The organism is Burkholderia sp. HI2500 (assembly GCF_002223055.1).
Classification (GTDB): Bacteria; Pseudomonadota; Gammaproteobacteria; order Burkholderiales; family Burkholderiaceae; genus Burkholderia.
In genome coordinates this window covers 299,066-314,022 of the sequence record NZ_NKFL01000007.1, presented here as the reverse complement: position 1 = coordinate 314,022, position 14,957 = coordinate 299,066, and the positions used below count along the sequence as shown (strand labels likewise).

The following is a 14,957-nucleotide window of genomic DNA, read 5'->3' as shown; positions in this document are numbered from 1 at the left end:
CGTGGGCGCAGGAAAAAAACCTTCAATTTGTCGCCGTCGTGCCGTGATACAGGGCGACACGAAAACTACAACACGCAATGGACATTCACGACTACACGTTACTGAGCGCCATCCTGATGCGCCATGGTCAGCCCGAAGGACACGCGATCAACGCTTACGGTACGCCGGAAGACCGCGAGGACTTCATCTATTTCACGGTCTTTCCGGATCGGTTGCAGTTTGACCTGCAGCGAATCCTGACCGGTGTCGCGAGCCTGCGCTTTCGCTTCACGCTGTACGCACGAGAAGGGGCAGTCCGGATAGAACGTACCCTGCTCGATGCCGAGGGCGCCAACCGCCGCATTCGCGGCGCACTGGGCGATCACTACACGAAGGACAAGATCGGTGTGCCGTTCGACGATGTGTCGGACGATGAGCGTGAGTGGGTCGCGTCCGCGCTGCAGGCGTTCCATGTCTATTTCATGAAACCCGCGACCTCGACTTGATCGCTCGACGACCATGACGATGACACGCCGCGTGTTCCACCGCGGCGTCGCGCTTCCCCTCTCGCTACTCCGAATCCGCCTGCGCGAACCCGAGCGTCAGCCCGAACGCATCGAGGATCGTCGCCGCGGTGCGGGCCATGCGCTTCGCCATGGCCTCCGGCGTCTCGCGCATGGCGCCCTGGCGAAGCCAGTGCACCGCCGTCCAGACCAATCCCCCGCCGAGCACCGTCAGGCAATCCTGCTCGGCTTCCGTGCGGACGCCTTCATAAGGCGGAAGGAGCCGGCCGGAAACGAAGGTCACCAATTCATCGAAAAACGCCGATGTGGCCGCGTCGTTGAACACGGACAGATAGAAAGGCTGATGCGCATTCAGATGCTCGAGAATCAGCGCGGTTTCCACCTCCATTGACCTGAAGAAAGTGGCACTCGGCGGGTTCAGCCGTTTGCCTTGCTCCTCGACGAACGCAAAAGCGTCGTCGAGCCTCACCAGCGCCGCCCGCTGGGCGGCCGACTGAAGGTCGGGAAAGTGCTGATAGAACGTGGGACGCGCGACGCCGGCGCGCTGCACCAACTGAGCAATGCTGAGTTTGTTCAGCGGCGCCTCGTCGAGCAGTTCGGTCATGGCGCGAACGAGCGCGTCGTAACTCCGTTGAAAGCGAGGATCGGCGGTATTAGGGCTTACATCAGGTGACATAAAAAGCTCTGGACACGTGGTTTTGTCTATTTTACATTTGTTCAATAGATCGAGATGCGATGTGCTAACACACCTCTGAAAGGCTATTGAAATGAAGTCCTCATCCCTCGTCCCCCAGCCGCCCCTGAAACCCGTCATCGGTCATCTGATGGAGGTCCTCGGGCCGTCCCCCCTTGCCAAGATGATGGATCTCGCGCGCACTTACGGGCCGGTCTACTGGTTCGAGGTGTTCGGGCAAGGTTACTACGTTGTCAGCGGGCAAACACTGGTGAATGAGGTGTGCGATGAAAGCCGATTTCAGAAGTGTGTGCACCAGTCGCTGCTCGAACTGAGGCCCGCGATCGGCGACGGGTTATTTACGGCATTCGGTGACGAACCGAACTGGGCCAAGGCGCATCGTGTGCTGATGCAGGCGTTCGGCCCACTCAGTATCTGGTCGATGTTCGACAAGATGGTCGACATCGCCGACCAGATGTTTCTTCATTGGGAGCGGTTCGGCCCGGAGACACCGGTCGACGTGTCCGATCACATGACTCGACTGACGCTCGATACGATTGCCCTGTGTGCGTTTGATTGTCGTTTCAACAGCTTCTACCGTGAAGACCAGCATCCGTTTGTCGATGCCATGGTCAACACCCTCAGCGAGGCCGGCAAGCGCGAGCTGCGGCCCAAGCTTGTGTCGAAGCTGATGGTCAATCGCAGTCGAAAGTTCGACGCGGACATCGCAGTCATGCGATCGCTTGCGACCAAAATGATCGAAGACCGGCGCAAGCACCCACACGACAGCGAAGCGTCGATGGACCTGCTGGACCGCATGCTGAACGGCATCGATCCGGTGACGGGAGAAAAACTCGATGACGAGAACATCGTCTTCCAGATGATTACCTTTCTCATCGCCGGACATGAAACGACCAGCGGGCTCCTGTCCTTTGCCACCTATTTCCTCCTCAAGAACCCGGACATCCTGCAAAAAGCACGGGACATGGTCGACGAGGTGGTGGGCAGCGAGACACCGCGGATCGAGCATCTCGCACGACTGCGTTACATCGAACACATCCTCATGGAGACGTTGCGCATCTGGCCGACCGCGCCGGCATTCGCCGTGTCACCGCTCGCCGACACCACGTTCGGCGGCAAATATGCCGTTTCTCCCGACGACATCATCATGATCCTGACGCCCATGTTGCATCGGGATGTGAGCGTCTGGGGCGAGGACGTCGAGGCATTTCGTCCGGAGCGATTTGCGCCGGAGAATGCGGAGCAACTCCCGCCCAATGCATGGAAGCCCTTCGGCAACGGTGCACGCGCCTGTATCGGCCGCCCGTTTGCGATGCAGGAAGCCCATCTCGTCCTGATCATGCTGCTCCAGCGATTCGATTTCTCTTTCGCCGATCCGGACTACGAGCTGGATGTCGCCGAAACGCTTACGCTGAAGCCGACCGGTTTCCGGATCAACGTGAAACCTCGGGCCCGAGGCGCGCTCAAAGCGCCCGATACGGCCGTTCGCGCCCGCTCGAGTGCTCAAAGCCCGAGCGTCGCTCCGGTTCAGTCGACTACTTCCGGCGAAGACGTGTCGACCATGCTCGTCCTCTTCGGGGGAAACACGGGCTCCGCCGAATCCTTTGCAAGACGTATTGCAGGGGATGCGAGTCGTCACGGATTTCACGCGACGTGCGCTCCGCTCGACGATTTCGCAGGAAAACTCGACGGATATCCGGCCATCGTGATCGTCACCGCTTCCTATGAAGGACAGCCGCCCGACAACGCCCGATCATTCGTCCCGTATGTCGAAGCACTCGGCGAAGGTGCGCTGGACGGTGTCCATTTTTCGGTGCTCGGGTGCGGCAACAAGCAATGGGCCCGGACCTACCAGGCGATTCCCAAGCGAGTCGATGAGGCGCTCGAGAAGGCCGGTGCCACGAGAGTGCACGTCAGAGGCGAACTCGATTCCGGTGGCGACTTCTTCGGTGAATTTGACAATTGGTACACCGAAATGTGGGACCGATTTGCGATCAGCGCCGGGAAGGAAGTCTCGACCGTGCAACAAGGCGATACCGCGCTGAAGGTCAGCTTCGCCGAGAATACCCGTGAAAAACTGCTGAACTTCGGCGACATGGCGCATGCGTCCATCGTCGACAACAGGGAACTGGTCGATATCAGCGTGGCCGGCAGCCGCTCCAAAAAGCATATTGAACTGAAACTGCCGGAAGCGATGACGTATCAATCGGGAGATTACCTGGCCGTCCTGCCGCGCAACTCGAAAAACAACGTCGATCGCGTCTTGCGCCGGTTTCGCGTGAGCTGGGACACGCAGGTGGTGATTGAAGGCACGTCAAGTAATCCGCGCCTTCCGCTCGGCCAGCCCATCAGTTGTGGTGACCTGTTCTCGAGCTATGTCGAACTCGCCGTTCCTGCCACCCGATCACAAGTATCGACCCTGGCCGCCGCCACGCGTTGCCCTCCCGAGAAGGTCGAGCTCGAGCGCCTGAGCGCCGACGATTTCGAAGGCGAGATCCTGGGAAAACGGACCACCGTCATGGATCTGCTCGAACGCTTCGGGTCCGTCGACCTGTCGCTCGAAAAGTTCCTCGATATGCTTCCCGCGCTGAAAGCACGCCAGTATTCGATCTCGTCTTCCCCGCTTTGGAAAGCAGACCATGTCACGCTGACGGTCGCCGTGGTCGATGCACCGGCGCTCTCCGGCAATGGTCGCCATGAAGGGGTGGCGTCGTCGTATCTCGCACGGCTCAACACCGGGGACAGCCTGTCCGTTGCAGTCAGGCCATCGAATGCACACTTTCGGCCACCCGCCGAAACCGGTCTGCCGATGATCCTGATCTGTGCCGGTTCCGGTATCGCCCCGTTCCGCGGCTTCCTGCAAGAGCGCGCACTGCAGAAGCAGCAGGGGGAAAACATCGGCAAGTCGTTGCTCTTCTTCGGCATCGATGACCCCGACGTCGACTTTCTTTATCGCGACGAACTCGACGAATGGGCTCGATGCGGTGTGGTCGAAGTGATGCCGGCTTACTCGAACCGCCCGGAGGAAGGTGCCCGGTTCGTTCAAGACAAAGTCTGGCTGGAGCGCGAGAAGATCGCCGCCCTGTTTGCGCAAGGCGCCACCGTCTTCGTCTGCGGGGACGGAAAGAACATGGCGCCTGCCGTACGCGCCACGCTTGCCCGCATTTATCAGGAGGCAACGGGAGCGAACGATGAAAGCGCCAGCGCGTGGATCGACACGATGGAGCGGGAGCATGGCAGATATGTTGCCGACGTGTTTGCATGACGGGGACGGGATCCTGCCACGTCCGGTCGCTTCAGACATTTGACCTGCCCCGCCACCGCTTTCCGGAACGGATGCGACACGTGCCTCGATCCGGGCCTGCGCCCTGTTTTCCTTGCGTCCTTCACCCTGGTTCCGGTCGAGTTCCGACCGGAACCAGGGGTTGATCACGCGCCGCTCAACCGCTTCGAATCGCCCCACGTCTTTCAATGACGGCACAGTTCGGAAAGCGACGGGTTAACCACGATCGACCGTCGATGAACACCATGCTAATTTCATCGGCCACATGACTTGGTCGTTTGATCAACATTGATATGGACATGCCGTCCCACTGTAAACCACGCGAATCGCTCCATGCATACCGCCTCCGGATATGCACGACCGATCCCCCCGATGTCGTGGCGGAGTGGACGACGCCGATCACCCCATGATGTCCTTCAGTGTTTCCGAGCGCGATCGCTTCAAACCCATAATTTCGCATTCCAGAATTTATTGAAGACAGTCGAAATCGCGCCAAGACCCCCGACACTCACTCATTCGATTCCATGACTAGCGAACTCACCCTCTCCCGTCGCGACGTGGAGTTCATTCTTTTCGACTGGCTGCAGGTCGAATCGCTTACCGGTCGGCAACGATTTGCCGGGCAGGACCGCTTCGACTACACCTCCGTGCTGGATGTGTACGAATCGCTTGCCACGGATCTCTTCAAACCGCATAACAAGAAGAACGACAGCAACGAACCCGCATTCGACGGAGAACGCGTCACCATCAACCCGGAAGTGGGTGTTGCATTGCGTGCATTTGCGGCCGCCGGCCTGATCAGCGCGTCGTTCCCGAACGAGTGGAACGGCATGAGCCTGCCCAGCACCGTGGAGCGGGCCGGCATGGCGTATTTGCTGGCAGCCAATCCGGGAACCGCGGGCTACGCCTTTCTCACGATCGCCAACGCCAATTTGCTGATGGCCCACGGTGAGCGCGACCGGGTCGAGCACTACGTCAAGGCCATGGCGGAAGGGCGATGTTTTGGCACGATGTGCCTGTCGGAGCCGCAAGCCGGGTCGAGTCTTGCCGATATCCGCACGCGCGCGGTTCCAAGCCGGGACGGCCGCTACCGCCTGTTCGGCAACAAGATGTGGATCTCCGGTGGCGATCACGAGATTGCCGAGAACATCGTCCACCTGGTACTGGCCAAGATTCCCGATGAAAACGGCCAGCTTCCTCCGGGCGTTCAAGGGATATCGCTCTTCACCGTCCCGCGCAAGTTGATCAACGCCGACGGGCTGCCCGGCGAGCGAAACGATGTCGTCCTCGCAGGCATCAATCACAAGATGGGGTACCGCGGCACGGTCAATTGCCTGCTGAACTTTGGTGAGGGTCGCTACCGTCCGGGAGGCGAAGCGGGCGCGATCGGGGAGATCGTCGGCGAGCCCGGCAAAGGCCTGGCCTACATGTTCCACATGATGAACGAGGCGCGTATCTCGGTCGGCCTCGGCGCCGCCGCGATCGGCTATACCGGCTACCTTCACTCGCTGGATTATGCGAAGACGCGCCTGCAGGGCCGGACACGCGGTGACCGGTCGCCCGCCTCGGGACAGGCCCCCATCATCCGTCATGCCGACGTCCGGCGCATGCTGCTCGCGCAAAAGGCCTACGTGTCGGGTGCACTCGCGTTGTGCCTGTATGCGGCTCGACTGAGCGACGATATCCATTCGCAAGAAGACGCCGGCGCCCGCGAAGACGCGCATGGCCTGCTCGACCTGCTCACGCCCGTCGTCAAGAGCTGGTCGTCCCAATGGGGCCTCGTCGCCAACGATCTCGCCATTCAGGTGCATGGCGGCTACGGTTACACGCGCGAATACAACGTCGAGCAGTTCTATCGCGACAATCGGCTCAACCCGATACATGAAGGCACATTCGGTATCCAGGCGCTCGACCTGCTGGGCCGAAAGACGCGTGCAAACGGCGGCGCCGCGATGCATGCTCTCGACCGGAAAATCGCCGCGACGGTATTCAAGGCTCGGTCGATCCGTTCGCTCCATGACCATGCCGACACGCTCGAATGCGCGTGGGAGCGCATCCGACTCGTCACCCACGCGCTGCACCGGCTCGACGACCCGGAGCTCCAGCTGGCGAATGCGGCGGCCTACCTCGAAGCATTTGGCCATGTCGTCGTCGGCTGGCTCTGGCTCGATCAGGCGCTCGTGGCCAACACGCTCGAGAGCGGCCCCACCGGGAGCGACTTCCATCGCGGCAAGCTCGCCGCGTGCGACTACTTCTTCGGGTGGGAAATGCCCAAGGTGGCCGCATGGCTGGCGGTGCTCAATCCCGTGGAAACCACGCCCCTGACGATGCCGGAGCACTGGTTCTGACCCGTGCGCGCAGCCTCCATTTCGTTGCTTCCGTCTAATTCATGAGGATGTCATATGATTGATGCCGTCATCGTTTCCACCGCGCGCACGCCGATCGGCAAGGCCTATCGCGGCGCGTTCAACCTCACGCACTCGCCCACCCTGCTCGGTCACGCCATCCGGCATGCCGTGCTGCGCGCCGGGATCGAACCGGATCGCATCGAGGACGCCGTCATCGGTTCGGTGCTCAACGCGGGAACCGCCGGCAACAATGTCGCCCGACAAGGTGTGCTGGCGGCCGGGCTGCCTGCTTCGGTCGGCGCGCAAACGCTTGACCGCCAATGCGCATCGGGCCTGATGGCGATCGCCACGGCCGCCAAACAGATCATGTGCGACGGGATGCAGGTGGTGGTCGCGGGCGGCCAGGAAAACATCTCGGCGGTACAGACGCGCTACTTCGAGTGGACGCGTGCCGACCAGGATCCCAACGTGCTGGCCGTGCAACCCGCCGCCTACATGCCGATGCTCGAGACCGCCGAGTTCGTTTCCCGCAAGTACGGGATCGCTCGGGAGTTGCAGGATCAGTACGCGCTCGATTCCCAGCTGCGCACTGCCGCCGCACAAAAGGAAGGCCGCTTCTCGAACGAAATCGTCCCGATCACGACACAGATGCTGGTCGTCGACAAGGCGACCGGCGAAACGTGGCGGAGGGAGGTCACGCTCACGCAGGATGAGGGGAATCGTCCCGGCACGACGCTCGAATCGCTTGCCGGGCTCGCACCGGTGGTTGACGGTGGCGTGGTGACCGCCGGGAACGCAAGCCAGCTGTCGGACGGTGCAAGCGCCTGCGTCCTGATGAACGGCAAGACCGCCGAACAGATCGGCGCGACGCCCCTCGGCATCTATCGCGGCATGACCGTCGTCGGCAATGCGCCCGAGGAAATGGGCATCGGCCCCATCTACGCGATCCCCAAGCTCCTGAAGCTTCATGGCCTAAAAGTCGACGACATCGGACTGTGGGAGCTCAACGAGGCATTTGCCTGCCAGGTGCTGTACTGTCGCGACAAGCTGGGAATCGATCCGGCCCGATACAACGTCAACGGCGGCAGCATTTCGATCGGCCATCCGTACGGGATGACGGGCGCCCGTCTGGTCGGACACGCACTGATCGAAGGCAAACGACGCGGCGCGCGCTACGTCGTCGTGGCGATGTGCGTGGGGGGCGGCATGGGTGCGGCCGGCTTGTTCGAAGTCGCCTGACGGAACGCGCCTTTACCCGCGGCACGAATGGGGCGGCAGCCCCGCTCATGCGGGCCCTGCCTGCCTTTCCGGGGATGCTTGAGTGGACCTTGTGTCGCCAGCGCGCCGGATGCGCCGTCGCATCAGGCGCCGGCGTGCGGCGGACTTTTTCCGCGCTGCCATTCACGTGCCGGTTAGGAGACGGGTGATGCCGGCCACTCAATCTCCCGGCATCACCTCGGTCACCACGTCAATTGTTCGACACCCGCAACTCGCGCCGAAGGATCTTCCCGACGTTGCTCTTTGGCAGGCTGTCGCGAAACTCGATGCTTTTCGGGCGCTTGTAACCGGTCAGCTGGCCTTTACAGAACGCCATCAGGTCTTCGCACGTCAGCGCCGGATCCTTCCTGACCACGAACAGCTTGACGGCCTCTCCGGAATGCTCGTCGGGTACGCCGATCGCCGCGACCTCGAATACACCGGGATGGTTGGCGACGACGTCTTCGATCTCGTTCGGGTAGACGTTGAAACCGGACACGAGAATCATGTCCTTCTTGCGGTCGACGATTCGCACGAAGCCCGCCTCGGAGATCGACGCAATGTCACCCGACCTGAAGAAGCCGTCCTCGGTCATCACCTTCGCGGTCTCGTCCGGCCGCTGCCAGTAACCCGCCATCACCTGCGGACCACGAATGCACAGCTCTCCGGCTGCGCCGGGCGGCAATTCGTTGCCGTCGTCGTCCCGGATCGACACTTCCGTGGAGGGCAACGGCAGGCCGATGGTGCCGTTGAACTCACTCCCGGTCACGGGATTGACCGCGACGCAAGGTGATGTCTCGGACAGCCCGTATCCGTCGATGATCGGCGCGCCGGTCATCTCCTTCCAGCGCCTGGCGACGGCTTCCTGCGTGGCCATCCCGCCACCGCTGGCCAGCAGCAGATTGGAGAAATCGAGGCGCGAGAAGTCGGGGTGATGGAGCATCGCGTTGAAGAGCGTGTTGACACCCGGAAAATTCGTGACCTTGTATCCCGCGAGCGACTTGATCATCCCCCCGATGTCCCGCGGATTCGGCACCAGTACGGAAAGCGCCCCCGTGTGAATCGTCAACAGGCAGCAAACATTGAGCGCAAAGATGTGATAGAGCGGAAGTGCCGCCACCGTGATGAACTGCGTCACGTCAGGGCGCAAATCGCGCGCCGGGTTGAACCAGACGTCCGACTGCAATACATTCGCGACGATGTTCCGATGCAACAGCGTCGCGCCTTTCGACACCCCGGTTGTCCCGCCCGTATATTGGAGAAAAGCGACATCGTCCGGCGACTGGGAAGCCGGTACGAATGTGCCCCGACGCCCCTCCTCGATCGCGTCGTCAAATGCCGCATACGGGCTCGGCTTCCGTTCCGCGCCGGAAACGTTGCCCTGCGTGGCCACCAGAACATGCTTCACCTGAGTATGCGCAAGGATTGCATCCAGCGTTGCCGTGCAGCCGTCGAGAATGACGATCGCCTCCGCGCCGCTGTCATTCAGCTGGTGTTGCAGCTCGCGGGGCGTATAGAGCGGGTTGACGTTGACGACAACGTAGCCGGCGCGCAACACCGCACAAATCGAGATCGGGTACTGCAACACATTCGGCATCATGATGGCGACCCGCGCACCCCGCTCGAGGCCGCGTGACTGCAGCCACGCGGCCAGTGCTCGGGACATCACGTCGAGCTCACCATAGGTGATCTGCTTTCCATCGCACGCAAACGCCGGATTCGCGTGAAACCGGCTGAAGCTTTGTTCGATCAATGCAGTGATGTTTCGATACGCGCTGGAATCAAGCTCTGCCGGAACCCCCGGCGGATAGGCATCAAGCCAGATCTTTTCCATACCCAATCTCCTCTGTCCCATTTGAATAAGTGCGCGACGCCCATCCCCTCATCACGCGCGTGAACAAGCCGGGGCGCCTCGAATCACGCGAGACGCATCGCGCGTCGCAACGATAGGGCTGCGTGGTCGACCGACAGTCGGCGGCGCCGTGGATCACGTTGTCGGCAGACAGTTGACGGGCGACGGCCACCATCCTGTTTGTTTCACCGCCATCGCCCCCTGCTTGGCAGGCAAATTCTTGCTCCCCGAAACGCGACTTCCGAGTCAGGGGGCTACACCCAAACTGGTCAATTGATATGGTCATTTGACCATACGGGGAAACTTGCGGCAACTTGGTAGTTGCACGAGGCTGCGACGCGGGATTTATCGATGCCATACGTGCGGCTGCGGCCCTGGATTCGGTATGCAGTGCCATTGATCGAATCGACCGACGGGTTCACTGCGCCCGCCGCGAACAGACCGGCGTTGTTCGCTTGCGAGCAGGCAGCACCCCGCTTCAGGCCTTCAAACTGATACGTCACGCCGGCGCTATATGCGCGGTTGTTCGCAAGGTTCGTACTATTCGAGAGCGAGTACGTGCCACCGAATTGCGGGCCGCAGCGTCTTGTTCATTCGTGACGCTCCATTCAAAAAAATGAGGCAGGTCTCGCGACCTCGTTCATCAACAGCCGGCAAACACCGGGAGGACCTTGTCCTGTTGGTCACACCCGGGTTTCCAATGCGCCCGCATTGACGGGCGCTAAACGGCTGGGCGACCCGTTTCAACATTTCCCGGGCGCATCGACGGCTCCGGAACCGAAGAGCTTCCGGCTCCAGCCGGACAGCCTGTCGCTGAACAGCAGTTCATACAGCACCGGCACCATGCCGAGCGTAATCAACGTCCCGAGCAGCAGCCCGCCCATGATGGTGACGGCCATGCCGGTCCACAGCGTGCCGGCGAACAGCAGCAGCGGAATCAGGCCGGCGATGCAGGTCAGCTTGGTCATCACGATCGGCCGCAGGCGCGCCACGGCCGCCGCGACGACCGCTTCGCGGCGCGACTTGCCGGCCGCCAGCTCGACCTCGATACGCTCCAGCAGCAGCACCGCGTTGTTGACGATGATCCCGGCCAGCGACAGCAGGCCGAAGTTCGCCATGAAGCCCAACGGTTCGCGGGCGATGATCAGTGCGGGCCCGACGCCGATCATCGCGAACGGAATGATCCCGACGATCAGCAGCAGCTTGCGGAACGAGCCGAACTGCCAGATGAACAGCACCAGCATCGCGACCACCGCGTGCGGCAGATACTCGCCGAGCGCCACGTTGGCCTCGGCGGACTCCTCGATTTCGGCGCCCAGCTCGATCCGGTACCCCGGCGGCAACGCGATCCGGCCGACGGCCGGCGCGAGCTGATCGACCGCCTGCTGCGCGGTGCCGTGGGTATTGCGGCCCTTCACGGTGAGCGTGCGCATCAGGTCGCGGCGTCGAATCGTCGACGGCTCGGTATTCAACGTGACCGTCGCAACCGCGGACAGCGGAACCGGCGCGCCGCCCGCAGCCGGATGGATCAGCGTATTGGCGAGATCTTCCGGCCGCGCGCGCTCGGCTTGCGCGCCGCGCACGACCAACGGCACCAGCGTATCGCCGTCTCGCAACACCGACACGTTGACGCCGGTATACCGCGTGGCCAGCGCCGTCGAGATGTCCTCGCTGCTGACACCCAGACGCCGTGCCTTGTTCTGGTCGATCTCGACGTCGACACGCGGCACGCGCGGCCCCCAGTCGTCGTGAATCTGCACGATGCCCGGCTGGGTATGCAACGTTGCCTGGATCTTGCGGCCGATCTCGCGCAGCACGGCTTCGTCGGGACCGGACACGCGATACGCCACCGTGCCGGCGTCGTGGGCGCTGCGCGAGAAGCGTTTCGCATCGGTTCGCACCTCGGGATGGTGTTGCGTCATCCACGCCTGGGTTCGTGCGATCACGGCGTCGAGATCCTGCGGCTTCGCGACGCTGACCGTGACGTAGCCGATATGCGACGCAGGCAGCGGCGGATTGAGCACCAGGACGACACGCGGGCCGCCGTCGGCGACATAGCCGATGCTGGTCGTCACCTCGGGATTGCGCTTGCGATCGTCGAGCCAACGGCTCAGGTCGCGAACCACGTCGCGCGTGAGCCGCGCATCGCTCCCCGGCTGCAGCTCGAGCTCGACCTGGAACTGCGGCCGGTCGGAAGCGGGCAGGAACCCGGCCGGACGCGTGGCCAGGATCGCGAGCGCGCCGACCAGCAACGCAGTCATCACGACCAGGAACCGCCCCTTGTGGTCGAGCACGCGGCGAATCAGGCGCGCATAGGCACCGTAGAAGCGGCTTTGCTTGACCGTCGCGTCGGCATCGTGCTCGTGCGCATCGCCTTCGCCGTGATGGCCGGATTTCAGGAAGAAATAGCAAAGCAGCGGCGTCACCGTCAGACAGAGCAGCCACGACCCGAGCAGCGACAGCGTGAGCACGACCACGAGCGGGCGCAGGTATTCGTTGGTGGCGGTGTCGCCGAAGAAGAACGGCGAGAACGCGAAGATGATGACCAGCGATGACGTCAGCAACGGGATCGCCAGCGTACGGCCTGCTTCGATGCACGCGTGACGGCGCTCCTCGCCCGCGGCGAGGCGGCGTTCGACGTCCTCCGCGATCACGATGCCGTTGTCGACCAGCAAGCCCAGCGCGATGATGATCGCGGCCATCGACACGATGTGCAGCTCGATGCCCAGCGAGCGCATCACGAGCAGCGTGGCCAGGATGGTCAGGGGCACGATGCCGCCCACCACGACGCCGGCGCGCCAGCCGAGGAACAGCACGACGACGATCATCACGATCACGATCGTCTCGATCATCACCTGGTTCATGCGGCCCATTTCCCGCTCGACCACGTCCGCCTGGAAGGTCACGTAGTCGAGCGAAAAACCGGCGGGCAACTGCTGCTTCAATTCGTCCAGACGCGCGCGCAGCGCCTGGCCGACCGCCTTCACGTTCTGGCCTTTGCGCATCGAGATGCCGAGGACGACCGCGTCTTCGCCGCGGAAGATCGCCGCAGACTCGGGCGGATCGACGGGCCGAACCTGCACCTGGGCGATGTCGCCCAGACGCACGGTGCCCTGCGCGGCTTCCGCGCGCGCGCCGGCCGGCGGCACGGTGAGCGTGAAATCCTGCAGCGCCTGCAGCGAGCGGATTTCGCCGGAGCTGACGACCGCGCTGTTCAGGCCCGACAGCACGAGCCGGCCGCCGGACTGCACGACGTTCTGCTTCTGCAGCTGTTGCATGACCGACGCGGCGGACAAATGCAGCCCCGCCATTCTGGCGCGGTCGAATTCGATATAGACGCGCTCCTCCTGCAGCCCATGAAAGCTGACGCCCTGCACGCCGGGCACGCGGTACAGCCCTTCGCGCAGCAGCTTCAGCGGTTCGCGCATCTCGCTCATCGAAAACCCCGGCGCGGTCACCGCGATGGACGCGATCGCCACGCGACCGAAGTCGTCGTCGATCTGCGGAGGCAGCGTGCCGGCCGGGAACAGCGGCACCGCTTCGTCGACCTTGGCGCGCATGCGCTGCAACACCGGCATCAGTGCATGCACGTCTTCACGGAACGAAACCTGGAGGATCACGCTGCCGTCACGCACGGTGCTCGTGACGTGCTTCAGTTCGTTCAATTGGCGCAGGCGCTCCTCCACCGGTCGGGCGACGAGCTGCTCCATCCGCTCGGCCGGCACGCCGGGGTTCGCGACGAATACCAGCGCGTCGCGAACGGTCGTGGAAGGCTCTTCCTGGGACGGGAACGTGAGGAAGGTGAACGCGCCGGTCACGAGAATCAGCAGCGCGACAAAGAAGGTGAGCCGGCTGGAATTGAGTGCGCCCTGGGTCAGCTTCACGAGCGCGCTCCCTGCAGAACGGTCTGCGCCCGATACGTGACGACGGACTGGCCCTCGTTCAGGACGGCGGTCCCCGCGACCACGACCTGCTCGCCGGCGCGCAGGCCTTGCGTCACGGCGACCCGCCCATCCGGCAGCAGTTGCCCGCCCGTGCGGATCGCTCGGCGCTTCAGCGTCTGGCTGGCGCCGTCGATGACGAAGACGCTGCCTCGTCCGGCTTCCGTGCCGGCCATGACGGCCGTCGCCGGCAGCGTGATGTCATGCGCTTCACCGCGCGGCAGCGCCACGGACAGCACGCCACCACTGCGCAGCCCGGAAGGGGCACCCTGGACCCGGAAGATGGCTTGCACCAGCGAGCCGTTGTCGCTCCGGCCGGACAGCCGTTCCATGGTCAGCGTCACGCGATCCGTGCCGCTGACCGCGTGGGCTTCGGCGCCGGGCGACAGCGTCGCGGCGATCGTGTCCGGCAGCATCACGACGGCTTCCAGCGCGCGGCCGGCCTCCATCTGCAGCACGCTCTGGCCTGCGGCGACATCCACGAACGGCTGGACCTGACGCGCCACGATTTCGCCGTCGAACGGGGCCGTGATGCGCGTGAACGCGAGGTCGCGCCGGGCGCTCGCCACCGCGGCCTCCGCGACACCCAGCTGGCTCGCGGCCTGCTGATGCGATGCCTGCGCGGCCTGCAACGCGGGCGCGGAAATGATTCCGTCGCGGGCGAGTTCCTCCTGCTGACGCAGGTGGGTACGACGCTCGGCCAGGGTCGCGGCGGCGGCGGCACGATCGGCCGTCGCCTTGTCGAGCCGCCAGCGTGCCGGCGACTCGTCCAGGCGTGCGAGCACCTGCCCGGCCCGGACGCGATCGCCCACGTCGACCAGCATCGCGACGACGCGGCCCGACGACTCGAAGCCGAGGTCGGTGCGCTGGCGCGCGCGCAGCGTCGCGACGAAGGTGTCAGCATGCGCCTGGCCGGCACCGCCGGCCACTTCGACCTTGACGGGCCGCGGTACGTCGGCAACCGGCGCGGCGGAGGGCTGACATGCCGACAGCAGCGTTGCCGAGACGAGCGCGCAGAGTACCAGCCTGCCCGCTTGAGGCATGGAACGGGAATGCATCGTAAAACCTTCGAAATGAAT

Annotated in this window: 8 protein-coding genes and 1 pseudogene; 4 read left to right on the top strand and 5 right to left on the bottom strand. The window is 63.3% G+C overall.

All coding sequences use genetic code 11. The annotated features are described in order from the left end of the window. Positions 1-77 precede the first annotated feature (77 nt). Positions 78-485, top strand: a complete 408-nt coding sequence (locus CFB45_RS33720; protein ID WP_089429459.1) for a hypothetical protein — start codon at positions 78-80, stop codon at positions 483-485. A 64-nt stretch (positions 486-549) separates the two neighbouring features. On the opposite strand, the gene CFB45_RS33715 is transcribed toward CFB45_RS33720, so the two are convergent. Continuing rightward, the gene (locus CFB45_RS33715) at positions 550-1,107 is read right to left on the bottom strand and encodes a TetR/AcrR family transcriptional regulator (RefSeq protein WP_256978470.1); all 558 of its coding nucleotides are present in this window, start codon (positions 1,105-1,107) and stop codon (positions 550-552) included. A 163-nt stretch (positions 1,108-1,270) separates the two neighbouring features. Here CFB45_RS33715 and CFB45_RS33710 point away from each other — a divergent pair, with 163 nt between their 5' ends. From CFB45_RS33710 to CFB45_RS33700, 3 genes are all read left to right on the top strand, one after another. After that, a complete protein-coding gene (locus tag CFB45_RS33710; protein ID WP_089429457.1) occupies positions 1,271-4,462 on the top strand; it encodes a bifunctional cytochrome P450/NADPH--P450 reductase in 3,192 nt (1,063 codons plus the stop codon). A 542-nt stretch (positions 4,463-5,004) separates the two neighbouring features. Continuing rightward, positions 5,005-6,828: an acyl-CoA dehydrogenase gene (locus CFB45_RS33705; RefSeq protein WP_089429456.1), complete on the top strand. Its 1,824-nt coding sequence runs from the start codon at positions 5,005-5,007 to the stop codon at positions 6,826-6,828. 54 nt (positions 6,829-6,882) lie between these two features. Next, positions 6,883-8,067: an acetyl-CoA C-acyltransferase gene (locus CFB45_RS33700; RefSeq protein WP_089429455.1), complete on the top strand. Its 1,185-nt coding sequence runs from the start codon at positions 6,883-6,885 to the stop codon at positions 8,065-8,067. Between the two features lie 229 nt (positions 8,068-8,296). Here CFB45_RS33700 and CFB45_RS33695 read toward each other — a convergent pair whose 3' ends face one another. The 4 genes and pseudogenes from CFB45_RS33695 to CFB45_RS33680 all read right to left on the bottom strand — a co-directional run bounded on the left by CFB45_RS33695 (position 8,297) and on the right by CFB45_RS33680 (position 14,936). Further along, on the bottom strand, positions 8,297-9,919 hold the full coding sequence (locus CFB45_RS33695) for a long-chain-fatty-acid--CoA ligase (RefSeq protein WP_089429454.1): 1,623 nt from the start codon (positions 9,917-9,919) through the stop codon (positions 8,297-8,299). Positions 9,920-10,287: 368 nt separating this feature from the next. Beyond that, a pseudogene (locus CFB45_RS39855) lies at positions 10,288-10,515 on the bottom strand (porin); the annotation flags it as partial. 165 nt (positions 10,516-10,680) lie between these two features. Beyond that, the gene (locus CFB45_RS33685; protein WP_089429452.1) at positions 10,681-13,821 is read right to left on the bottom strand and encodes an efflux RND transporter permease subunit; all 3,141 of its coding nucleotides are present in this window, start codon (positions 13,819-13,821) and stop codon (positions 10,681-10,683) included. Beyond that, positions 13,818-14,936, bottom strand: coding sequence for an efflux RND transporter periplasmic adaptor subunit (locus tag CFB45_RS33680; protein WP_089429451.1), 1,119 nt, complete (start codon positions 14,934-14,936; stop codon positions 13,818-13,820). The genes CFB45_RS33685 and CFB45_RS33680 overlap by 4 nt, the downstream gene beginning before the upstream one ends. Between the last annotated feature and the right edge of the window lie 21 nt (positions 14,937-14,957).